Annotated in this window: 21 protein-coding genes; 15 read left to right on the top strand and 6 right to left on the bottom strand. The window is 63.0% G+C overall.

Going from position 1 to position 23329, the window contains the following annotated elements; translation table 11 throughout:
- The first annotated feature begins 6 nt into the window (after positions 1-6).
- Positions 7-966 carry a carbohydrate kinase family protein gene (locus AC1RUK_RS23105; RefSeq protein ID WP_481838792.1) on the top strand — a complete coding sequence of 320 codons (960 nt, stop codon included), beginning with the start codon at positions 7-9 and terminating at the stop codon, positions 964-966.
- A gap of 1 nt (position 967) precedes the next feature.
- Here AC1RUK_RS23105 and AC1RUK_RS23100 read toward each other — a convergent pair whose 3' ends face one another.
- Positions 968-1909 carry a sugar-binding transcriptional regulator gene (locus AC1RUK_RS23100; protein ID WP_481838793.1) on the bottom strand — a complete coding sequence of 314 codons (942 nt, stop codon included), beginning with the start codon at positions 1907-1909 and terminating at the stop codon, positions 968-970.
- Between the two features lie 238 nt (positions 1910-2147).
- On the opposite strand from AC1RUK_RS23100, the gene AC1RUK_RS23095 reads away from it, so the two are divergent.
- The 6 genes from AC1RUK_RS23095 to AC1RUK_RS23070 all read left to right on the top strand — a co-directional run bounded on the left by AC1RUK_RS23095 (position 2148) and on the right by AC1RUK_RS23070 (position 8661).
- The gene (locus AC1RUK_RS23095) at positions 2148-2951 is read left to right on the top strand and encodes a hypothetical protein (RefSeq protein WP_481838794.1); all 804 of its coding nucleotides are present in this window, start codon (positions 2148-2150) and stop codon (positions 2949-2951) included.
- 133 nt (positions 2952-3084) lie between these two features.
- The gene (locus AC1RUK_RS23090; RefSeq protein ID WP_481838795.1) at positions 3085-3717 is read left to right on the top strand and encodes a hypothetical protein; all 633 of its coding nucleotides are present in this window, start codon (positions 3085-3087) and stop codon (positions 3715-3717) included.
- Between the two features lie 233 nt (positions 3718-3950).
- Positions 3951-5279 (top strand): NAD(P)H-dependent oxidoreductase, encoded by a 1329-nt coding sequence (locus AC1RUK_RS23085; RefSeq protein ID WP_481840120.1) that lies wholly within the window; start codon positions 3951-3953, stop codon positions 5277-5279.
- Complete coding sequence (locus AC1RUK_RS23080; protein ID WP_481838797.1) at positions 5276-6310, top strand: thiamine pyrophosphate-dependent dehydrogenase E1 component subunit alpha; 1035 nt, start codon at positions 5276-5278, stop codon at positions 6308-6310. The genes AC1RUK_RS23085 and AC1RUK_RS23080 overlap by 4 nt, the downstream gene beginning before the upstream one ends.
- Positions 6310-7308: an alpha-ketoacid dehydrogenase subunit beta gene (locus AC1RUK_RS23075; protein ID WP_481838798.1), complete on the top strand. Its 999-nt coding sequence runs from the start codon at positions 6310-6312 to the stop codon at positions 7306-7308. The genes AC1RUK_RS23080 and AC1RUK_RS23075 overlap by 1 nt, the downstream gene beginning before the upstream one ends.
- Before the next feature lie 3 nt (positions 7309-7311).
- Positions 7312-8661 (top strand): pyruvate dehydrogenase complex dihydrolipoamide acetyltransferase, encoded by a 1350-nt coding sequence (locus tag AC1RUK_RS23070; RefSeq protein WP_481838799.1) that lies wholly within the window; start codon positions 7312-7314, stop codon positions 8659-8661.
- A 163-nt stretch (positions 8662-8824) separates the two neighbouring features.
- Here AC1RUK_RS23070 and AC1RUK_RS23065 read toward each other — a convergent pair whose 3' ends face one another.
- The 3 genes from AC1RUK_RS23065 to AC1RUK_RS23055 form a co-directional block, all read right to left on the bottom strand.
- Positions 8825-9328: a DUF2147 domain-containing protein gene (locus AC1RUK_RS23065; RefSeq protein ID WP_481840119.1), complete on the bottom strand. Its 504-nt coding sequence runs from the start codon at positions 9326-9328 to the stop codon at positions 8825-8827.
- A 147-nt stretch (positions 9329-9475) separates the two neighbouring features.
- Positions 9476-10570, bottom strand: coding sequence for an alkene reductase (locus tag AC1RUK_RS23060; RefSeq protein WP_481838801.1), 1095 nt, complete (start codon positions 10568-10570; stop codon positions 9476-9478).
- Between the two features lie 61 nt (positions 10571-10631).
- Positions 10632-11420, bottom strand: coding sequence for an SDR family NAD(P)-dependent oxidoreductase (locus AC1RUK_RS23055; protein WP_481838802.1), 789 nt, complete (start codon positions 11418-11420; stop codon positions 10632-10634).
- A gap of 111 nt (positions 11421-11531) precedes the next feature.
- Here AC1RUK_RS23055 and AC1RUK_RS23050 point away from each other — a divergent pair, with 111 nt between their 5' ends.
- Both AC1RUK_RS23050 and AC1RUK_RS23045 read left to right on the top strand, forming a co-directional pair.
- Positions 11532-12095 carry a TetR/AcrR family transcriptional regulator gene (locus AC1RUK_RS23050; RefSeq protein WP_481838803.1) on the top strand — a complete coding sequence of 188 codons (564 nt, stop codon included), beginning with the start codon at positions 11532-11534 and terminating at the stop codon, positions 12093-12095.
- A gap of 1228 nt (positions 12096-13323) precedes the next feature.
- Positions 13324-14532, top strand: a complete 1209-nt coding sequence (locus tag AC1RUK_RS23045) for a DUF930 domain-containing protein (protein WP_481839419.1) — start codon at positions 13324-13326, stop codon at positions 14530-14532.
- A 333-nt stretch (positions 14533-14865) separates the two neighbouring features.
- Here AC1RUK_RS23045 and AC1RUK_RS23040 read toward each other — a convergent pair whose 3' ends face one another.
- Both AC1RUK_RS23040 and AC1RUK_RS23035 read right to left on the bottom strand, forming a co-directional pair.
- Complete coding sequence (locus tag AC1RUK_RS23040) at positions 14866-15243, bottom strand: aldo/keto reductase (protein ID WP_481838804.1); 378 nt, start codon at positions 15241-15243, stop codon at positions 14866-14868.
- 13 nt (positions 15244-15256) lie between these two features.
- Entirely contained in the window at positions 15257-15523 is a 267-nt protein-coding gene (locus AC1RUK_RS23035) for a hypothetical protein (RefSeq protein ID WP_481838805.1), read from the bottom strand.
- Positions 15524-16014: 491 nt separating this feature from the next.
- Here AC1RUK_RS23035 and AC1RUK_RS23030 point away from each other — a divergent pair, with 491 nt between their 5' ends.
- From AC1RUK_RS23030 to AC1RUK_RS23005, 6 genes are all read left to right on the top strand, one after another.
- Positions 16015-17262 (top strand): MHYT domain-containing protein, encoded by a 1248-nt coding sequence (locus AC1RUK_RS23030; protein ID WP_481838806.1) that lies wholly within the window; start codon positions 16015-16017, stop codon positions 17260-17262.
- Between the two features lie 173 nt (positions 17263-17435).
- Positions 17436-18299: an FAD binding domain-containing protein gene (locus AC1RUK_RS23025; RefSeq protein ID WP_481839420.1), complete on the top strand. Its 864-nt coding sequence runs from the start codon at positions 17436-17438 to the stop codon at positions 18297-18299.
- 12 nt (positions 18300-18311) lie between these two features.
- A complete protein-coding gene (locus tag AC1RUK_RS23020; protein ID WP_481838807.1) occupies positions 18312-18812 on the top strand; it encodes a (2Fe-2S)-binding protein in 501 nt (166 codons plus the stop codon).
- Positions 18809-21229: an aerobic carbon-monoxide dehydrogenase large subunit gene (locus AC1RUK_RS23015; protein ID WP_481838808.1), complete on the top strand. Its 2421-nt coding sequence runs from the start codon at positions 18809-18811 to the stop codon at positions 21227-21229. The genes AC1RUK_RS23020 and AC1RUK_RS23015 overlap by 4 nt, the downstream gene beginning before the upstream one ends.
- 7 nt (positions 21230-21236) lie before the next feature.
- On the top strand, positions 21237-22124 hold the full coding sequence (locus tag AC1RUK_RS23010) for an AAA family ATPase (RefSeq protein WP_481838809.1): 888 nt from the start codon (positions 21237-21239) through the stop codon (positions 22122-22124).
- Positions 22121-23329 carry a vWA domain-containing protein gene (locus AC1RUK_RS23005; protein WP_481838810.1) on the top strand — a complete coding sequence of 403 codons (1209 nt, stop codon included), beginning with the start codon at positions 22121-22123 and terminating at the stop codon, positions 23327-23329. Before AC1RUK_RS23010 ends, AC1RUK_RS23005 begins: the two co-directional genes overlap by 4 nt.

Below are 23329 nucleotides of genomic sequence, written 5' to 3'. Positions count from 1 at the left end.
ATCACCGTGCTCTACGATTACGCCTCCATCGGTTTCTTCACCTTCGATTGCCTTGGCCGGCCCGTGCGCCGGATCCCTGGGCCGACAGAATTCGATTTCCTGGAGGAGATCACCATTGCCGTTTCCGGCGCCGCGGGTGCTGCGGCGATCGTGGCGGCGAAATACGGGATGAAGGTGCTGGGCGTTGGCGGCGTCGGCGCCGACGACATGGGCGACTGGGTGCTGGGCAAGCTCGGCCAGCACGGCGTTGACACCAGACTGATGCAGAGGATCCAAGGCGTCGGCACCTCGTCGAGCATCGTGGCGGTGCAGGACAACGGCCAGCGGCCGGCCATGCACATGCGCGGCGCGACCGGTTCCTTCGAGATCGCGCCGGACCAGTTCGACAAGGTGCTGGATGCGACCTTCGTGCATATTGGCGGCGCCGGCCTGATGGACCGCATGGACGGGGAGCCTACGGTCGACCTCCTGGCCCGCGCCAAGCAGCGTGGCTGCACGACCACGCTCGACGTTGCATCGGCCCGCCACGAGGACATGCCGATGATCGCCAGGCTCCTGCCGCATGTCGATTATTTCCTGCCCTCGGTCGAGGAGGCGCGCCTGCTCTCAGGGTTAGCCGACACGCGGGACGTGGCGCGCTTCATGCTCGACCGCGGCGTGCGCTGCTGCATCCTCACCCTTGGCGAGGACGGCGCCTACTATCATCACGCCAACGGCACGCGGTTTCACATTCCCGCCTTCGAGGTCGAAGTGGTCTGCACCTGCGGCTGCGGCGATGCCTTCAATGCCGGCTTTGTGGCCGGGCTGCATCGCGGGCTTGGTCCGGAGGATGCGGTCACGCTCGCCCAGGCGACCTCGGCGCTCAACGCCACCGGGCTCGGCAGCCAGGCCGGGGTCCGCTCCTTCGACCACACGATGGAATTTGCGCGGCTCACGAAGCGAAAGACCAACACGCTGGCTGCTTGAGCTACGCCGGCCCGTTGCTCTTCTTCTGCCGCCGCGATCCGCGCAGCTGTATTTTCTCGATCATGCTTGCCGCGGTCACTTCATCGGTGATGAAAACCGTCGGCTCGACCAGCTTCATCACGCCGATCAATGCGTCCACCTTTTCGGGCCCGCCGGAGGCAAGCAGCCGGATCGGCGCCCTGCGCAGCCGGTCGATGCCGACCGACATCACGCGGTCGTTGATCTCGTGATCGACAAGGTTGCCGTGTTCATCGAAGAAATGAAACAGGAGATCGCCGATGGCGCCCGCCGAAACCAGCGAGTCATGCTGGGCGTCGGTCAGGTAGCCGACCCGGTAGGAGGTGGCCGTTGATGTCGTTCCGCCGACGCTGAGAAGCACGGCGTCGAGGTCCTCGGCCATTTCGAAGATGGTGTTCAGCCCGCAGCGCTCGATCAGGGTGCGCTTGGTCTCGACACTGTCGACGATGGCCGGCGCCGGCACCAGGAAACCCTCGCCCTGGAAGAGTTCGGCGAGCTGCCATGCAAACTCGGCCGGGTTGAAGCGGCGCGCCTGGATGATGCCGCCGAGCAGCGAATAGACGCGAAATCCGGTCAGCGACTGACCCCTTATGAACGGTAGCGTGTTGTAGAGCGTCCGTCCCCAGCCGACCCCGACGCGCATGTTGGATGTCGCGATCTGCGAAACATAGTCGCCGGCGGCCGCACTGATCACCGGTACGGGATCGGCCTGCGGGCTCGACAGCGGCGCCACGATCGCCTTCTGGATGCCGAACAGCTCTTCCAGGCCGCGCTCGAGCTCGGTCGTGTCGGCGACCTTCGCGTTGATCGTGATCTTGATCTCATTACGGGCGCGGGCATCCGCCAGAAGCCTGACCACCGTCACCCGGCCGATGTTGAGAATCGCGGCGATCTCGCTCTGGGTGAGCTGCTCGACATAGTACATCCAGGCGGTGCGAACTCGAACGCGATCCGCTTGACTCGAGCCGCGAACGTTCTCGCCAAACATCATCCCGGGGTCTTTCGTCCCCCGTTTCCCTTGGCGCATGGTTCCCTGGCTCCATCGTTCCGGCCCACCTGTCACAGCCGGAATACAGGATGCGCGGATGACGATGTCATAGCTTTGCAGGCCATAATTGTCTATCATTCCAGGGACCGTACAAAGCAGTCATAGGGACGGAAGCATGGCATCATTCTTGCCGGAGGAACTGCGGACGAAGGTGAAGGAGCGCCTGCGCGACGCCCGCTTTCTGGCGCGCGAGATGCGTGCTTCGGCGCGAAAGGGTCAAGACAGCCAGGCGCCTGAGGGGAACGACCCTGCTGCGGGTGCAACCGGGCTGGTGACCGCGATTGCCGACTTCTCCGATACTGCGCTTTCGGCGCTGGAATCGGTCGCCATTGAGCTGCTGTCGTCCGATCCCAAGGCTCATTTCGGCAGCGCGTCCGCCTATGCGCTGAGCCGTTATTTCGATGGTGACAATGCAAGCGCCCAGGCGATGTTCGCGCGCGATTGCTATTTTGCCGCCAAGCAGATCCTGTTGTCGAAAGGCATCTCGAACCCGCACCTCAGCGAGGAACTCTTCGCCGAGGCCCATCGCCTTGCCGCCAAAGGGCAAGCACTGGGCCAGCAGCCGTCGCCTTCCGGCAAGGCCGCGGACCGGGATGTATCGCTCGACGATGTTTCGCTGCGGGCCGCGGCCATGGCTACGGCCATCCTTCGCGCCCGTCCGGTCGAGGCACCCAGGCACATCGAGGATGCGGCCAACGGCCGGATGCTGGACAGCAACATCTACACTGCGGCAGCACTTGCCTTGGCCACGGCGGTCGCGAGCTACCATAAGGACGTGACGGCCGACGACGACATCTATCCGGGCGTCTGCGCCGCAGTCGACGCACGCTATGCGCTGTTCGCAAAAGCCCTGGCGAGCCAGGACCGGCGCGAGGACCTGGCGCACGTTTTCGCCGATCTGATCCCGCATCTTCCTTAGTTGGTCTTACGAAAGGGCCGGGGCGGAATTCGGGCAAGACGTTGAACCTTTGCCTTTCGATGGAAACACATGTACATGTGTGTGGGCTCGGAGCCTGAGCAGATATGAACGTCGCCAGGGATGGAACGAGACAATGGACCTGACGCCGAAGGACAAATTGTCTTCGATACCGGACCTCCGGCATCGCCTCCGGCAGTTGCGCTGGTTTTCCAGGGCGTTCCGCAACAATGCGGAATTGGTGGAGGCGCATTTTGGCTTCACCTACCGGATCGATGAAAAGCTGCTGAACCAGGTTTTCTTCGACTGGCTCGCCGCAATCGACGCGCAGGATGATTCAGCAGAGGTTGACCGGGCCGACTACATCGTCTTCGTGGCCGGGCTTGCCTTGCGGGAACTGATCCGCACCAAGCCTGCGGTTATGGTTTCCGACGCCGGCAAGGGACGGGTGGACGATCAAGCGACGCTCGAGATCGTGCGTTTCTGGCCGGAAGGCTTTCTGTTCACGAATTTCTGTGTCTGTGCCATTGCGGCCGTTCAGGAGCAGGAATTCGGCGTGTCGCGCGATCTCGAAAAGGCCGCCTCCGATTTGCGCATCTGGTGGTCCTTCCGGGAGAACGCTGCAAAGGATCCGAGCATTTCGATCGCCTTCCTTGACCAGTTCGTCGGTCTGGAGCCGAACTGGCTTTTTCCCGCAATGGCGCAGGAGAGGGCGGCCATCAAAAAAGCCCTCGGCGCCTCCCGCGAGGCCATGCTCGGCCGCCCATAGCCTTCGACCTTGGTATCCATTTTCCATCGATCGGTGCATCGGTCTTGAGGCGACGCCCCGGGGTTTGCCCCGGGGTCGAATGTCCCTATCCAAAGGGCTTTGCGGCGGCCGTCGCTTCGCGACCGCCATATTCGGGTTTTGCGGCGAAGATTTGTACATTCGTCTTGATATAGAGACAGATGTTCAGTATTTGTCTGATTGGAGGCTAAGGCGCCTAAAGGGAGGATATCGCAATGACCATCAACGTCGCGCCGACCGGCCTTGCGCGGGATCTTGCCGAGCGCGCCAAATCGGGCAAGCCGATCCGCATCGGGCTAATCGGCTCCGGCGAGATGGGCACCGATATCGTCACCCAGGTTGCGCACATGAGCGGCATCGAGATCGGAGCGATCTCGGAACTCAACCTCCCGGCAGCGGCCAAAGCGGTCGACATCGCCTTTCAGGAGGCCGGGCATTCGCGCGAAGTCTCCAGCGCTTCCGCCATGCGTGCCGCAATCGAGGCCGGCAAGGTCGCGGTGACCGGCGACGCCGACCTTGTCATCAACAGCGAGCTGATCGATGTGGTGATCGACGCCACCGGCGTTCCAGCCGTCGGCGCCGAAATCGGCCTGCGCGCCATGGAGTACGGCAAGCACCTGGTGATGATGAATGTCGAGGCGGACGTGACCATCGGCGCCTATCTGAAGAGCGAGGCCGACCGGCTGGGCGTCACTTATTCGCTCGGCGCCGGCGATGAACCGTCCTCCTGCATGGAATTGATCGAATTCGTCTCGGCCATGGGCCATACGATCGTCGCCGCCGGCAAGGGCAAGAACAATCCGCTCAACATCGATGCTGTCCCGCACGACTATGCCGAGGAGGCGGCCCGCCGCCACATGAATGTGCGCATGCTGGTGGAGTTCGTCGACGGTTCCAAGACCATGGTCGAAATGGCCGCGATCGCCAATGCCACGGGATTGGTGCCAGACAGGCCCGGCATGCATGGCCCGGCGGCGAGTCTCGGCGAGTTGTCGAAAGTGCTGGTGCCGCAGAAGGACGGCGGCGTGCTGTCGAAGGTTGGCGTCGTCGACTATTCGATCGGCAAAGGTGTCGCTCCCGGCGTCTTCGTCATCGCCGACATGTCGCATCCGCGCGTGTCGGAGCGCATGGAAGATTTGAAGATGGGCAAGGGCCCGTATTTCACCTTCCATCGCCCCTATCACCTGACCTCGCTCGAGGTGCCGCTGACCTGCGCGCGCGTGGTGCTCTACGGCAAGGCGGACATGGTTCCCCTGGCCACGCCGGTGGCGGAAGTCTGCGCCGTCGCCAAGAAGGACATGCGGCCCGGCGAACAACTCGATGCGATCGGCGAGTATTGCTACCGCGCCTGGATCATGACCGCCGAGGACGCACGGGCGGCCAAGGCGGTGCCCTGCGGACTGCTTCAGGGCGGTTCGGTGACCGCGCCGATCAGCAAGGGCGATCTCATCACCTACGCCAACGCCGCACCCGTCCCCGGCTCGAAGATCGCCGAACTCAGGGCGCGGCAGGACAAGCTCGTTTACGGCGACAAGGGAGCATGATGATGGCCAGGAAAGCCGTGATGGAAAAGGCTGAGCCCACCAATCTGCCCTTCGCCTACCGGCAGTATGATGCCGGGCAATTGAAGGAAGTGCTGCGCAAAATGTACCTGATCCGGCGCTTCGAGGAGGGCGCCGAGGATTGCTACACGCGCGGCCTGATCCACGGCACCATGCATTTGTCGATCGGACAGGAGGCGAGCGCCATGGGCATCTGCATGCCGCTCGCCGAGGATGACCAGATCACTTCCACTCACCGAGGCCACGGCCATTGCATTGCCAAGGGCGCCGAGGTCAAGAAGATGTTCGCCGAGTTCTTCGGCAAGACCACCGGCTACTGCAAGGGCCGCGGCGGCTCGATGCACATTGCCGACGTGGCGAAAGGCAATCTCGGCGCCAACGGCATCGTTGCCGGCGGCATCCCGATCGCCGTTGGCGCCGCACTGTCGGCCAAGCGACTGAAGACCGGCAAGGTCGTCGTATCGTTCTTCGGCGACGGCGCCAACAATGAGGGTGCCTTCCACGAAGCATTGAACATGGCGTCGATCTGGAAGCTGCCGGTTATTTTCGTCTGCGAGAACAACGGCTACGGCATGTCGACATCGACCGCGCGCTCCACCGCCGTCAAGAACATCGCCGACCGGGCGGCTGCCTATTCGATGCCTGGCGTCATCGTCAACGGCAATATTTTCACGGAAGTCGCGGAAGCGTCGCACGCGGCGATCGCGCAGGCCCGCGCCGGCGAGGGACCGACGTTGATCGAGTCCAAGACCTACCGCTATCGCGGTCACTCCAAGAGCGATCGCAACCGCTATCGCACCAAGGAAGAGATCGAGGACTGGATGTCGAACCGCGATCCGATCATGCTTTTTGAAGCCGAATTGAAGGAGTTCGGCATCGTCGACGACAACGGCATCGAAGCGGTGCGTGAGGCGGTGCGACAGGAAATCGCCGAGGCCATCGAATTCGCCAAGGCGAGCCCCGCTCCCGAGATCAGCGACCTTCAGAACTATGTCTATACGGAGCTGGCGTGATGGACGCCATGGTGCGCGAACTGAGCTACGCCCAGGCGATCCAGGAGGCCATGGCGATCGCCATGGAGGCCGACGAGCGCGTCTTCCTGATGGGCGAGGACATCGGTGTCTATGGCGGCGCCTTCCAGGTCACGGGCGACCTGGTCGAGCGCTTTGGCACCGACCGAGTGATGGATACGCCGATCTCCGAACTCGGTGGCGCCGGTGTTGCCGTCGGTGCTGCAATGACCGGGTTGCGGCCGATCTTCGAGTTCCAGTTTTCCGACTTCGCCACGCTTGCCCTGGAGCAGATCGTCAACCAGGCGGCCAAGATGCGCTTCATGCTTGGGGGAGAGGTTTCCGTGCCGCTGGTGATGCGGTTTCCGGCCGGCTCAGGCACAGGAGCGGCCGCCCAGCACAGCCAGAGCCTCGAAGCCTGGCTCGGCCACGTGCCGGGGCTGAAGGTCATCCAGCCGGCGACGCCCTATGATGCCAAGGGCATGCTGCTGGCCGCCATCGCCGATCCCGATCCGGTGATGATCTTCGAGCACAAACTGCTTTACAAGATGAAGGGCCCGGTTCCCGAAGGCTATTACACGGTTCCGATCGGCAAGGCCGACATCCGGCGCGAGGGCCGCGACCTGACCATCGTTGCCACCTCCATCATGGTGCACAAGGCGCTGGAAGCAGCGCAAGCGCTGGAGGCGGAGGGGATCGACATCGAAGTGATCGATCTCAGGACCGTCCGGCCGATGGACAAACAGACGATCATCGAAAGCGTCAAGAAGACGTCGCGGCTGCTTTGCGTCTACGAGGCCGTAAAAACCCTGGGCGTCGGCGCCGAGGTCAGTGCGATGATCGCCGAGAGCGAGGCGTTCGATTTCCTCGACGCGCCGATCGTGCGCCTGGGCGGCGCCGAGACGCCGATCCCCTACAATCCCGAATTGGAAAAGGCGACGGTTCCGCAGGTGCCTGACATTATCGCCGCCGCCCGCGACCTCGTGACGGGGGCTCGCTAGCCGATGCCGGTCGAAGTCATCCTTCCCAAGGTCGATATGGACATGGCGACAGGGCAGATCTCACGCTGGTTCGTCGCCGAAGGCGCTGCCGTCAAACAAGGTGACGTGCTGTTCGAGATCGAAACCGACAAGGCGGCGATGGAAATCGACGCCCCGGCCAGCGGCACGATCCGCAACATTATCGGCAAGGAAGGCATAGATATCCCGGTCGGCGAGGCCGTCGCCTGGATTTATGCAGCGGAGGAGGATGCGGACGGCGCGGTAGTCGCTCCCGCGCCGGCCGCAGCATCACCGGTGTTGCAGAGCAGCCTCAAGAGCACTGATCAATCCGAATCGTCCTCCCAGGACACTCCCGCGCGGGCTGCGCCAGCCGAGCAGAAATCGTCTGCACCGGCGGGCGCAGCCCGCGCCTCGCCACTGGCCCGTCGTATCGCCAAGGACGCCGGTGTCGATGTCTCGGCCGTCACCGGCTCCGGCCCGCATGGCCGTGTCGTCAAGGCCGATGTCGAGGCGGCGATTGCCGGTGGTGGCGCCAAGGCGGCTCCTGCTGCGAAAGCGGCGCCTGCCGGAGCTCCGGCTGCAGCGGCACCTGCACCAAAGGCGATGTCCGACGAACAGGTGCTGAAGCTGTTTGTCGAAGGCTCCTACGAGCTCGTCCCGCACGACAACATGCGCAAGACCATCGCGCGGCGGCTGATCGAGGCCAAGACCACCATCCCGCATTTCTACCTGACGCTCGACTGCGAGCTCGACCCGCTGCTGGCGCTGCGCACGCAACTCAACGCGGCAGCCCCGGTGAAGAAGACCGACAAGGGCGAGTCGCCCGCTTACAAGCTTTCCGTCAACGACATGGTCATCAAGGCGATGGCGCTGGCGCTGAAGGCGGTGCCGGATGCCAATGCGTCGTGGACCGACAGTGCCATGGTGAAGCACAAGCATGCCGATGTCGGCGTTGCCGTGTCGATCCCCGGTGGGCTGATCACGCCGATCATCCGCCATGCCGACGAAAAGACGCTGTCGGTCATTTCCAACGAGATGAAGGACCTGGCCAGCCGCGCACGCAGCCGCAAGCTGAAGCCTGAGGAATATCAGGGCGGCACCACGGCAGTCTCCAATCTCGGCATGTTCGGCATCAAGGACTTTGCCGCCGTCATCAACCCACCGCATGCGACGATCCTGGCGGTGGGTGCGGGCGAACAGCGCGCCGTGGTCAAGAATGGCGAGATCAAGGTCGCCACCATCATGTCGGTGACGCTGTCGACCGACCACCGCGCCGTCGACGGCGCGCTCGGCGCCGAACTGCTCGTCGCCTTCAAGCGCCTGATCGAAAACCCCATGGGTATGCTGGTCTGATGCCGAATACCGGGTCGTCGTTTCGCTTGGCCCAGCCGGCAGGACGATGGTGAGCGCGCGACATCGTCATCCCACAGTGCCGGCTCCGGGCATCTCGCCAAGCCGCAGAGCGCCCTTCTTCTTTTATCGATCGACGATGAAGGCTTTCATGACGTTTTCTTTTTCATGTGATTTTCTCTGAAATCGAGTGGTTTTCGTGCCGATCTTGGCTCTTTATTCTTGGCGTTCCCAAATCTGCGAACGACCCAGCATTGACACGCCAATATAGCCGCGCACGTTGAGTTTTTTTGCCGCCGCTGGTCAGGTGGATATTGCTGCTATAGACCTTGCCATTGTCCGGATCGAGGATTTGGCCGCCGGTATATTCAGCACCGTGCTTCTTCAGGTGGGACAGGATGACCAAGCCGACTACCGGCGCATTCTTGAGTGCGCCTTCGCATTTTTCGCATTTCGCGCTTTCATTCGGAGCGAGGAAGACTTTTTCGATCCTGCCCTGCAGAGTGCCGTTCGATTCCGTAATCCGGATCAGCGCCCGCGGCTTGCCGCTGGCGTCGTCGACATTTCGCCACAAGCCAACGGGCGAGGCATTGTCCGCCCACGCTGCCGAGGACATGAGTGCCGCGGCCGCGGTGAGCGCGAAAACGGCCGAATGTTTCAAAATACGCATTCCGATGGTCTCCAAGGGTATGGGTTTTATTGTTGTCTCGACACGGACCTCCTGCGGGCATTGACCGCGTCGATGCCGGCAAGGGTTAGGGTGCCGCGGTCGACGCGGGATGATGGTCGCCGCGCGTAGGCGCGGTCCTCCGATGGCTCATGGGCGGCTTGAGGCGGCGAGCGCGGGATAGTCGGTATAGCCGGCGGGGCCGCCGCCATAGAGCGTCGCCGGGTTGAACTCCGCCAGCGGCACGCGTGTCTTCAGTCGTTCAACAAGGTCGGGATTGGCGATGAACGGGCGTCCGAAGGCGAACAGGTCGGCCTTGCCCTCGGCTAGCCGCGACGCCGCGAGTTCGAGGTCATAGCCGTTATTGGCGATATAGGTGTTGGTGAAACGCCGGCGGAGCGATCCGAAGTCGAACGGCGCGACATTGCGCGGTCCGCCCGTGGCGCCCTCGACGACATGGATGTAGACGATGCCCAAGGCGTCGAGTTGATCGACGACATAGTCGAACTGCGCCTGGGGAGCGCTGCTCGAGACGCCGTTGGCGGGCGAGACGGGCGAAATCCGGATGCCGGTGCGCTCGGCGCCGATCTCGGCCACAACCGCAGCCGTGACCTCAAGCATCAGACGGGCGCGGTTCTCGACAGAGCCGCCATAAGCGTCTGTCCGGACATTTGCGCCGTCCTTGGCGAACTGGTCGAGCAGATAGCCGTTGGCCCCATGAATCTCGACACCATCGAAGCCCGCCTCGACGGCGTTCGCGGCCGCTTGTCGGAAATCGTTCACGATCCCAGAAAGCTCTTCGAACTCCAGCGCGCGGGGCTCCGAGACGTCGACGAAGGCGTTGTTCACGAACGTCTTGGTCGCGGCCCGGATCGCCGAGGGCGCGACCGGCGCGGCGCCGCGCTCCTGCAGGTCGACATGCGAGACGCGACCAACATGCCAGAGCTGCAGGAAAATCCGCCCGCCCTTGGCGTGCACGGCGGTCGTGACCTTGCGCCAGCCGTCGATCTGAGCCTTGGAGTAGATGCCGGGCGTGTCCTGGTAACCCTGTCCCTGCTGCGAGATCTGCGTGGCCTCTGAAATCAGCAGGCCGGCCGACGCGCGCTGGCCGTAATACTCCACAGTGAGATCACCTGGAACGAAGCCCCGGCCAGCTCGATTGCGCGTCAAGGGCGCCATGACGATACGATTGGAGAGGGTCAGCGAGCCGAGAGTATAGGGCTCAAACAGCGTTTTGCTCGTCATAGGCCACCTTTGTTTGTCCCCGGCACGGCGGGGTGGTTTATCGGAATGGCTTCGTTGGTGCTCAGGCGACCGTGCGGTACCGCTCGGCGGGATGTTCGTTCCGATAGTTCGGAAGCATGGCCTGGCGCGCGGTCTGAAGCGCGTCCCACTGCCCGGCATCGGGAAGCGGAGGGATGGTCACCGGTTCGCGGCGGTCGAAGCCGACCAGCGCCGCATCAACCAGATCGTCCACCTCCATCACGTTGGACAGCGTGTTGATGTCGGCGCCAACGTGGTCCCAGATCTCCGTTCGCGTCGTGGCGGGAAGCACGGCCTGGACGTAGACGCCCTTCGGCCCGAGTTCGAGGCTGAGCCCCTGCGACAGAAACAGCACAAAGGCTTTGGTTGCGCCGTAGACCGTCATGCCGAACTCCGGCGCCAGGCCGACCACGGAGCCGATGTTGACGATAGCTCCTTCGCCGGCCTTCGTAAGACGCGGGGCCACGGCGCTGGCAAGCCGCAGAAGAGCGGTCGTGTTGAGCGTAACCAGCCGCGCGACGTCATCGGTGCTCTGCTCGATGAAGCTTCCGCCGATGGCCGTTCCGGCATTGTTGACGAGGATCCCGATGCGGGCGTCGTCACGCAGCCTCGTCTCCACTGTTGCAAGCTCGGCAGGCTGCGTAAGATCAGCGCGGATGATGTCGATCGCCACGCCATTTTCCTGACGCAGACGGACCGCCAGAGCCTCCATTCGCGCCATGTCACGGGCAACCAGCACGAGGTCGTGCCCGCGGCGCGCGAAGCGCTCGGCATAGGCGGCTCCGATGCCGGTGGAGGCGCCGGTGATGAGGACTGACGGTATGACGGCCATGGGATTGCTCTCTATTCGGATAAGACCTATATTCATGACGATCATCATGAATGATCCTAAATATGATGGTCATCATGTAAATGTCAATGGGGCCGGCGGAGAATTTTGAGAATGAAGGTCAGTCGAGAACAGATGGCCGAGAACCGTCGCCGGATTCTGGATGTTGCCAGCCGGCTGTTTCGCGAAAAGGGGTTCGACGCAGTTAGCGTGGCGGAAGTGATGAACGCCGCCGGGCTCACCCATGGCGGCTTTTATGGCCACTTCGGTTCGAAGGACGACTTGATCGCGCAGACCCTTGCCCATGTCCTCGCTGCGGATTCGAGCGGAGAGGGCGATTTTCGCGCTTATGTGGGGTCCTATCTTTCGCCCCGTCATCGCGACAACGCCGCCGGTGGCTGTCCGACGGCGGGTCTTGCTGCGGCCATCCGCCATCAGACCCCGGCTGCACGCTCGGCCATGACCGAAGGCCTTCGCTCGCAGATCAACCGTACCGGCACTATGCTCCCGGAGTTGGATCCGGCAGACAGACGCCGCGCAGCGATCGGAAGCTTTGCGGCGATGGTGGGGGCAGTGATCCTCGCCCGGGCGATCGACGACCCTGCGCTTTCGGACGAGGTCCTGGAACAGACGCGTGATTGGATCGATGCCGGGATCAGCCAAGTGTCTGCCTTCTAAGCGGTCTGCGGCAGGAGTGCTCATGTCGAGGGCAATGCGGCTGTCGGCGGTGGGGGGTGGCAATCTTGCAAAACATCGAAAGACCGCCCCTGGAGCAATCGCCACGTCCGTCGTGGTCGCTGGCGATGTCTGCTTCAGGCGGTGGCAACGCTGACCTCAACGGCCGACATGAGGCGCGAAGCTGACATTCAAGCGGAGTCGCTGTTATCGGGTTCGCCAGACCATACGAGATCATACGAGAGATATGGGTTGGCGAACCAGCCGCTAACATATTGATTTGTGTAGAAAACTCTGACCCTCCGGGCCCGCCAATCTCATTTTTGGACGAGAGGCGTTCAACTCGGCGCGGCGGAAAGAAGCAGGATGGCGCGTGGAGTCGACATCGCATGAGGATGTTACTATATAGCGGCGGCTTCGACCGCGTACCTCTGGTTGCGCCCACGAGGCAGCAGTAAATGTGTTGCGTATTGTGATACCTATTGTGATACAAATCGGTCCTTGGAGCCGGGAAAAAGCAAATAGAAACAGTATCATAGGGTCGCCCGCGATCCCAGCCAACGGTACCATCGGTTTTTCCGATATCTTGGCTAAAGCTTTAGCGTTCAAAGCAAAACATTTAGGCCTCTACAACTCTCCTTCTCATCGAGGACACACGTCCCACCTAGTACAGAAATCCAGGCGTCGAAAGACTAGTCAGCGATCCGTGCGGTGATCGGCGACAACGACGTGCAAATGGGATGGTTTGATAAGCTTGGGCTCGGGTCGGAGGCTCTGGCCGGCGTGCAAGCGCGCAGGCGATCATTGACGCAACGGGACTGCAGTGGACCATTTGCCACTTTTCCGAGTTGACCGCGGATGTCAGGCGCTTCAACCATCAGTTGGGCGTCGTCTACACAGACCGAAAGGGCGATGCCGAGGAATATGTCGTCAAGCTATTCGAAAGCTTGCGGGACGGGGATCTCCATACTGCGCATGAGATATGGCAAGCCAAGTTCGCGAAGGCCCTTAAGCGCTACCTTTCGCTGATTATCGACAGTGAATCGGACGGGGCGAGCCGCGACAGCGTCGGGGTGAAGGCCAGTCGACCTCAAGTCGGTAGTAAGGCAGACCGCTTCGGCGCAACAAGCTGCTAAGCGACCACCTGCGCCTAGCCCGCACTTCCAATCGGACGCAAACTTTGTGACCCGCTGGGCTTAGGTAAATTGCGCCAATCCGGCGGCCATGCTTGATGCCGCCGCACTTTCGCTCCACATCGTGGGGGATGAAGGACGAGACAGGTGAGCGGCGTCGGACTTTGCTGTGGGCCTTGCCCGAATCGCTGATCCTGCATGCGCTCATAACCGCGCTCCTGGTCTACGGCCTGCCCACGCCTCCGGAACAGCCGCAGGAGGAGCAACCGGTCAATGTCGCACTCGTGCCTCCGCCCGATCAGCCAAAACCGAAACCTGCTCCCGCGCCGCCTCCAACGAAACCCGAGGCGAAAAAGCCGCCGGAACCGAAAGCAGAAAAACCGCCCGAGCAGAAGGTGGAAAAGCCTGCGCCACAAAAGCCGTCGACGATCGAGGTCCTGAAGCCTGTTTTCCAGTTCGGCGATAAGGACACCGGCCCCAGGAAATCCCTGGATGGGGCCAGTGCTCAAGACGACTCGCCGTCGCTGGCCAAGGATGACGATTCGATGTCGCCTGTCGTGCCAAAGGATGCGGACGACAAGTCCGCCGCGTCGCCAAACTCCGGGGAGCCGGAAGATTCCGCCAAGGCCAGTGAGAAGCCGGTAACCCCGGCGAAGGACACCGCCCCCACGCAGGAGAAGCAGGCGGCCCAGGACACAGCCAATCAGCAAGCAGACAAACAGCAGGCTGGGGCGCAAGACGCTGACAAACAGGCAGCCGCGGCCGCAATGCCTTTGGCCGCCCCCGGCGGCGACGATGAGATCGAGCTTCCCGCGTCGGCCCAGGCGCCTGTGACCAGACCCGAAAATGCGCCGAAAAACCGCCCTGCAAAGGTCTCGAAGTCAGGAAGCGGAAGCGCCAGGAGGCTAGGCTCCACGGAGGTGGCAGCCGCCACATCACTGGCTTATTCGGGCCTTCCAGGCGTCCGCAAGCTCTACTCGCAAGGCGCTACCGGCGATGCGTCCGCCACGACCGCGACGGCCGACCTGCCTCGCGATGAACGGGCCGGCCAACTTTGCGCCAGCGTCCTGCAGCAGGAGCTGCTGGGCGCTTCTTATGCCCCCGCCCTGGTGCCGATTTTTCGGCTGAAGGTAGGCAATATCATCGCCCAGCCGAATGCTCATTTCCGCACGCAAACAACATGGTACGATCTGAGCCTCCGATGCGAGGTCGACGCTAATGCGAAGCGGGTCTTGTCCTTCGCCTTCCGTGTCGGAGCGGCCGCCTCTCCCGAAGAAAGCGCCCGCCTTGAACTAGAGGTTCGCTAGCAGAGCAATCCGTCGCTCTCCGGCTGTAGGATCGAATGCAAGTGAAAAAACTACCGGGCAGTCAAAGCAGACATTTCTGGACTGTTTGCCGACCGGGGCGGAGTTTGGCGCAAGGCTTGAAATTCAGCCGGGACAGAAATGGCTTTGCCGCCCGATTCAGATCACGACGCCCGCGAAACACTTGCGAAGGCTGGTTGGCAAAACCCTTGATATCTCCCCGGCATCGCAGCAGTTGATTTATTTGGATATTGTCTATCGGACATGCAGATGGACGCCGCCTGGAGCAACCACCGCACAGCCGTGGGATACGGGTTCACACGAAAGCCCGAAGCTCTAGTCCCAGTCCGGCGCGAGATGCGCCGGGTTGACAATCCGGCTGCCGGGAGCTTGAAGCGCGGAGATCGCGGCCATGTCTCCGTCCGTCAGGAAGAAGTCGAAAATCTGAGTGTTGGACCGGATACGCTCGATGCTCTCGGTGCGCGAGAGCGCCACCACGCCCTGCTGTTGTATCAGCCAGCGCAGGACCACTTGTGCCACGCTTCGGTGGTGGCGCGTGGCAATGGAGTTGAGCAAATCCGTCTTGAAGACGCGCCGACTGCATCCCACAGTACGCCATGAGGCTGGCCTGGTCGGCAGCGAGTTGATCAGGTGCCGGTATCGACCGCTGCCGTCGTCAGTGACCGTTACCGAATTCCCTTGCGCTTCGCCCATTCGACGGCTCCGATCAATCTTTAAAAGCGGAATTTGAATCCTGCCGAAACGACGGACGGATCCGGGCTGTAACCGGAACGGTGCCGTCGATGAACCCGTCAGAAGGGGGAATTAATGCAACTGCGCGCGAATGCGATATGAGGATATTGATCAGCCTTGTACGTTTCAGCTGCAATTGATGTAATTGAAAAGCTTCGCGGTCTTCCGACTTTGAGCTGTGCTCTCCGCAAACAGCAGCGTCTTTTGACCCACAACCTTCCAGGCTGATCAATATCCTCATTTCGCCCTCGAGCGGGCCAACGGCTGGAAAACTCTAGCGCCTGCCGAGGGCGATGGCGAGGTGGTGCGCGCCCGCCAAGAATCTGCCGACGATTTCGCATCGCTGGGTGCGGTAGGCAGCGTACACGCTATCCAGGGGTGGGTAGCCGCCGGCAACGACATGCCGGCCAAAACCATAATCGCGGTGACCAAGGGGGTGTCGCCTCTGAAGCCGCGATATCATGCCCATGTGCACAGTCGCACAATATGCAGACTGGAACGCAATGTTGAACGTATGACGCACGGTAGTTGTTGGGCATGAAAGGGCGCTTCTCATAACGAGCGCGTTGCAGGGAGGCATCCCATGCCACGGTTGCCCAAGATACCGCTTTCTTCAATCCTTTCGGGAGAGCCGGCGCGTTCCGTCCCCGTCATTGTCAAGCTCACCGTCGCGCATATAGACTTCCGCCCAGGGAGGCGCCCGCTGGGAGGAAAGTGCGGGCCGGAACCGACATGTTCGCTGGGCACAACCCATATCTGGTGGCGCTCTCAGTGGCGATTGCCGTTCTGGGTGGCTATACCGGCTTCGGCCTAGCGGCCCGGGTGCGCGGCGCTTCCGGCGCCCGTCGCCGTCTGCTGCTGGCTGGCGCTGCCGGGTTCTTGGCAGTTGGCATCTGGACCATGCATTTCATCGGCGTCATGGCGGCGCCCATCCCCGCCGATGCCACCTACCTGGTGCTGCCGACCATCGTCTCATTCCTGATCTGCGCGCTGGTCGTCGGCGTGTCGCTGTTCTTCGTCAGCGTTGGCGAACCGTCCGACGGGCGCGTCACGGCCTCGGCACTTTTGATGGGCGGCGGCATCGTCTCGATGCATTATGTCGGCATCCACGGCCTCGCCGGTTCCTTCAACATCGAGCATGAGCACGCCATGGTGGTGCTGGCCGCCCTCATTGCCGTCGGCGCCGCCTATGGCGGCCTGCGCATCTTCCTGGCGCGGCATGTCGGCCGGCGGCTTGCGCTCAGCGCGGTCGCCTTCGGGCTCGCGGTGTCGGGCATGCACTATACGGCGATGTTCGGCATGCATTTTCGCTCGGCACCCGAGCTTGCCCATGCTGCTGGTGGGCTGGTCGCGTCACCGCAAATGCTGGCGCTCGTCGTGTCGCTGCTGTGCTTCGTGCTGGCAGCGGGCTTCCTGCTATTCCTTGTCCCCGAGCCGCGCCGGCGCGAGGCGCCGGACATTACCGCCGCGGACGATGGCGAATTGCCGATGTCGGCGACCGACATGCTGGTTGAAGGCGCTTTTGCGACCTGGAACGGGCACCCGCTCCGCTCAGGCCAGCGCGTTGCCGCCGCACCGCTTGGCGGGCTGGGCCAGCCGCGCCCGGTTCCGGTGTCGCGCATGCCGGTCGAGGGCGCGGACGGCATCCACTTCATCGATGTCGCCGATGTAAGGGGTGTGCGTGCCGATGCGCACTATACGCTGGTTCATGACGGCACGCGCGAACGTATGTCGCCATGGTCTATCTCGGAGGCGGAAGCGCAGCTCGACCCCGATCTATTCCTGCGGGTGCATCGCAGCCATATCGTCGCAATTCCGCATGTCAGCCTGGTGCGCAAGGAAGGCGACGGCGCCGTTGTCGAACTCGACGGTCCGGCGCCACACCGGGTGCCGGTGAGCCGCGTCAAGATCGCGGAACTCAAGGCCCGGCTCGGCCTTGCCGGGCGCAAGGCGCACCCGCCGACAGGTCGCGAATACTGACGCAGTTCGTGCGCGCAAAACCGCGTTTCGTGTGAATTTCCGCCCCTCGTGACGCCCGAAAGGGCGTCTCGTTGCGCGCGCGCCCAACGCGTCGCAGCCTGCCGCAACGTCCTCGCCCAATGCAAGATTTGGCCCACAGGAAAGTTGGCGACGAAGGGCGAATGGAGGAGATGATGATCCCGGGTCCGTTCAGCTATCACAGGCCGTCGAGCGTCGCCGATGCGGTCAAGCTGCTGGTGTCGCTCGGCGACGAAGCCCGGCCGCTGGCGGGCGGCCACAGCCTGATCCCGATGATGAAATTGCGTCTGGCCACGCCGGAACAACTGGTCGACCTGCACGGCATCGCCGGGATCAAGGGCGTGCGCCGCGATGGCAGCACCATAGTCATCGGCGCCATGACGACGCAGCACGATCTGTTGGCGTCAGAAATGATCTCGAAGTCGCTGCCGATCCTGCATGAGACCGCGCTGGTAATCGCCGACCCGCAGGTGCGCTACCGTGGCACGGTCGGCGGCAATGTGGCCAATGGCGACCCCGGCAACGACATGCCGGCGCTGATGATGACGCTTGGCGCCAGCTACACGCTGCAAGGGCCGGGCGGCACCCGGTCGGTGGCGGCCGTGGATTTCTACCAGGGCGCCTATTTCACCGCGCTGGAGCCGGGCGAGATCCTGACCGCCATCGTAATTCCGGCACCCGCATCGGGCCATGGCTACGCCTATGAGAAGCTGAAGCGCAAGGTCGGCGACTATGCAACGGCCGCTGCCGCCGTCGTGCTGACGATGTCCGGCGGCAAGGTCGCGACCTGCGCGATCGGGCTCACCAACCTATCCGAGACGCCGCTGCTTGCCGAGGAGGCGGCCAAGATCGTGATCGGCACCGGCCTCGACGAGGCAACACTGAAAAAGGCTGCGGCGGCTGCGGAAAAAATCATGTCGCCTGCGGCGGATGGGCGCGGCCCGATCGAATACCGCAAGAGCGTCGGCGGCATCATGGTGATGCGTGCCTTGAAGCGCGCCGCCGCGCGTGCCGGCTGAGGAGGAGCGAAAATGGCCAAGACCCACATCACTATGAAGGTCAACGGCGCCGAGGTCGAAGGCCTCGTCGAGCCGCGCACCTTGCTGGTGCATTTCATCCGCGAGAATTTGCAACTAACCGGCACCCATATCGGCTGCGAGACAACGCATTGCGGCGCCTGCACAATCGATATCGACGGCATGTCGGTGAAGAGCTGCACCATGTTCGCAGTGCAGGCGCAGGGATCCGAGATCATGACGATCGAGGGCGTTGCCAATGCCGACGGCACGCTGTCGGCGCTGCAGGAAGGCTTTCGCATGATGCACGGTCTGCAATGCGGCTTCTGCACGCCGGGCATGATCCTGCGGGCACAAAGGCTGCTGCAGGAGAATGCTTCACCCAGCGAGGAAGAAATCCGCATGGGGATCTCAGGCAACATCTGCCGCTGCACCGGCTATCAGAACATCGTCAAGGCGATCCAGTACGCCGCGGCCAAGATCAACGGCACCGAATTCAAGGAGGCAGCCGAATGAACGACATGGCCCCGACGCGCGAACAGCGCGAAGCAAAACTCGAAGGTATGGGCTGCAAGAGGAAGCGTGTCGAGGATGCGCGCTTCACGCAGGGCAAGGGCAATTATGTCGACGACCTGAAGCTGCCGGGCATGCTGCATGGCGATTTCGTCCGCTCGCCGCACGCCCATGCGCGGGTCATTTCGATCAATTCGGAAAAGGCGCTGAAGGTGCAGGGCGTGCTGGCGGTGATCACCGCCGAGACGCTGAAGACCGTCAACCTCGCCTGGATGCCGACGCTGGCCGGCGACGTGCAGATGGTGCTGGCCGACGGCAAGGTGCTGTTCCAGAACCAGGAAGTCGCCTTCGTCGTCGCCACCGATCGCTACGCCGCTGATGACGGCATCAACGCCGTCGAGGTCGAATACGAGGCGCTGCCTGTGGTCATCGATCCGTTCAAGGCGATGGACACGGATGCGCCGGTGCTGCGCGAGGATCTCGTCGGCAAGACCAGCGGCGCGCATGGGCCGCGCAAGCACCACAACCACATCTTCGAATGGACGGTGGGCGACAAGGACCTGACCGACGCCGCCTTCCGCAAGGCTGACGTGACGATCAAGGAACTGATCTCCTATCACCGCACGCATCCGTCTCCGCTAGAAACCTGCCAGTGCGTGGCGTCCTTCGACAAGATCAACGGCGACCTGACCATATGGGGCACGTTCCAGGCGCCGCATGTCATCCGCACCGTGGTGGCGCTGATCGCCAGCCTGCCGGAGCAGAAGATCCATGTCATCTCGCCCGATGTCGGCGGCGGCTTCGGCAACAAGGTCGGCGCCTATCCCGGCTATATCTGCGCGGCGGTGGCCTCGATCGTCACCGGCAAGCCGGTCAAATGGGTCGAGGACCGCATCGAGAACCTGACCGCGACCTCGTTTGCCCGCGACTATCACATGACGACGGAGATCGCGGCGACCAAGGAAGGCAAGGTGACCGGCCTGCGCGTCCATGTGCTGGCAGATCACGGCGCCTTCGACGCTTGCGCCGACCCGTCGAAATGGCCGGCCGGCTTCTTCAACATTGTTACCGGCTCGTATGATTTCCCGACCGCGCATCTGTCGGTCGATGGCATCTACACCAACAAAGCGCCGGGCGGCGTCGCCTATCGCTGCTCGTTTAGGGTGACGGAAGCGGCCTATTGCATCGAGCGCGGCATGGACATCCTCGCACAGAAGCTCGGCATGGACCCGGCCGAACTGAGGTTGAAGAACTTCATCAAGGCTGAGCAGTTTCCATACCATTCGGCGCTCGGCTGGGAGTATGATTCCGGCGACTATCACACCGCCATGAAGAAGATGATGGAGACGGTCAAATACGCCGAACTTCGCAAGGAGCAGGCGGCGAAACGCGAAGCCTTCAGGCGCGGCGAAACACGCGACATCATGGGGCTCGGCGTCTCCTTCTTCACCGAGATCGTCGGCGCCGGCCCGTCGAAGAATTGCGATATATTGGGGATCGCAATGTTCGACAGCTGCGAGATCCGGTTGCATCCGACTGGCGCCGGCATTGCCCGAGTCGGCTCCAAGAGCACCGGCCAGGGCCATGAGACGACTTGGGCGCAGATCATCGCCACCGAGATCGGCCTTCCCGCTGACAACATCAAGGTCGAGGAGGGCAACACCGACACGGCGCCCTATGGGCTGGGCACCTACGGGTCTCGTTCGACGCCGGTAGCCGGTGCGGCCATCGCCATGGCGGCGCGCAAGATCAAGGCCAAGGCGCAGATGATCGCCGCCTACCGGCTGGAAGTCCACGAGGACGACCTCGAATGGGACATCGATGGTTTCCGGGTGAAGGGCCTGCCGGAAAAGACGATGTCGATGAAGGACATCTGCTGGGCGGCCTACAATTCGGTGCCGCCGGGCATGGAGCCTGGGCTGGAAGCGGTGAGCTATTACGACCCGCCCAACATGACCTATCCGTTCGGTGCCTATATCTGCGTCATGGACATCGACGTCGACACCGGCGTCTACAACGTGCGGCGCTTCTATGCGCTGGACGATTGCGGCACCCGCATCAACCCGATGATCATCGAGGGCCAGGTACATGGCGGGCTGACCGAGGCCTTCGCCATCGCGATGGGGCAGGAGATCCGCTACGACGAAACCGGCAATGTGGTGACCGGCTCGTTCATGGACTTCTTCATGCCAACCGCGGTCGAGACGCCGCATTGGGAGACCGACTTCACCGTCACCCCGTCGCCGCATCATCCGATCGGAGCCAAGGGCGTCGGCGAAAGCCCGAATGTCGGCGGCGTGCCGGCCTTCTCGAACGCCGTCAACGACGCCTTCTCCTTCCTCGGTTCGACGCACATCCAGATGCCGCATGATTTCTGGCGCAACTGGCAAGCGGCGAAACGGCTGGGGGCGGTGGGGTAGGGTCCTCATGACCCTGTCCCGTGACCAGATCGCCGCGCGGCTCGCCGAGGCCGGCTATATCGCCGATGGCGAACTCGCCACCGCGGTCTCGCTGATGCAGTTGCTGAAGCGCCCGCTGCTGCTGGAAGGCGAGGCGGGCGTCGGCAAGACCGAGGTCGCCAAGGCGCTGGCCAGCGTGCATTCAACCGAACTGATCCGCCTGCAATGCTATGAGGGCCTCGACCAGGCGGCCGCCCTATACGAGTGGAACTACCAGCGCCAGCTGCTGGCGATCGAGGCGCACAAGGTGGAGGCAGGCGGCGTGCGCATGGCCGACATCGAGGATCAGATATTTTCGGAAAAATACCTGCTCGAAAGGCCGCTGCTGGCGGCCATCTGCCGTGAGAGGCCGCCCGTGCTCTTGATCGACGAGGTCGACCGCGCCGACGAGGAGTTCGAAGCCTTCCTGCTCGAGCTTCTGTCCGACTGGCAGGTGTCGATCCCCGAACTCGGCACGATAACGGCGGTAAGCATCCCGTATGTTGTGCTGACCTCCAACGGCACGCGCGAACTGTCCGACGCGCTGCGGCGGCGCTGCCTCTACCACTATGTCGATTATCCCGATGTCGACCGTGAAGCACGCATCATCACCGCACACCTTCCGGCCGCCGGCGCGTCATTATCGCTCCAGATCGCCCGCATGGTCGAAAAGATCCGCAAGGAGGAATTGCGCAAGGTGCCGGGCGTCGCCGAGACGCTGGACTGGGCGGCAGCCTTGGTCGGGCTCGATGTGCGCGACCTGCGCGAGGCGCCCGAGGCCGTGCACGAGACGCTGATGTGCCTCTTGAAGACGCGCGAGGACAAAGCGCGGTTCAAGCCGGAAGTCACGCAACGCCTGCTGGGGAAGGTAGCATGAGCTGCTGCGGCACACCTCCAGGCTATGAGGAACTCGATGAAGTCTCGAAACTCGTCTCGTCTAAGCTCGCCGCCTTCCTGCGCACCTTGCGCGACAACGCCTTTGCCGTCGGCTTGCGCGAGGGTCAGGATGCGGCGGCGCTGATGGCCGCCGGCTATGGCCGGAAACCCGGCCTGCTGCGCTCGGCCTTCAAGCACCTCTTCTCGGCGCGCAAGGCCGACTGGGAGATTTTCGACGGGCTGTTCGATGCCTTCTGGCTCGGCAAGCGTGTGCGTTCGCGCTCAGTGGTGACGGGGTCGGCCGCGCCGCAGAACAATCCCGCGGTCAAAAGCCTGCAGGAGAAGCCGGCCGATGCCGGCGGGCAAGCGGCGTTCGACCAGGTTCCCGCCGACGAGGAAGCCGGCGACGGCGACCGTCAGGGCGAAGGCCGCATGGAAGGCGCCTCGCGGGCGGAAAATCTCGCCGAGACGGATTTCCGCAAGATCACCGATCCTGCGCAGATGGAGGAAGCGCATGCCGTGGCCGCGCGGCTGGCGCGGGCGATGCGCACGAAACTAACGCGCCGCGACCTTGCCCGCCGTCGCGGCTACCGGCTCGATCTCAGGCGCACCATCCATCGCAACATCAGCCATGGCGGCGTGCCGGTCAGCCTGGTCAAGCGCCGCCGCAAGCAAAAACCGCTGCGGCTCGTCATGCTGCTCGACGCATCGGGCTCGATGAGCATGTACACGGCGGTGTTCCTACGCTTCATCCATGGTGTCCTCGACGAGTTCCGCGAGGCTGAAGCCTTCCTGTTCCACACGCGGCTGGTACATGTCTCCGCCGCGATGAAGGAGCGCGACGCGCAACGCGCGCTCGACCGGCTGTCGATGATGGCGCAAGGGGCGGGCGGCGGCACGAAGATCGGCGCGTGCCTGGCAAATTTCAACCGCTGGCATGCCGCGCGCACCATCCATTCGCGCACCTGCGTGATGATCGTTTCCGACGGCTACGAGACGGGCGACGCGACCCTGCTCGGCCGCGAGATGGCGCAGCTAGAAAGACGCTGCAGGCGCATCGTCTGGCTGAACCCGATGATGGGCTGGGAGGGCTACGCGCCCGAAGCCGCCGGCATCAAGGCGGCGCTGCCGCATGTCGACCTCTACGCGCCGGCACACACGCTGACGAGCCTCGCCGACCTCGAACCCTATCTTGCGAAGATATGA

Source organism: Mesorhizobium monacense, assembly GCF_056781675.1.
This window is presented reverse-complemented; position numbering and strand designations above follow the sequence as displayed.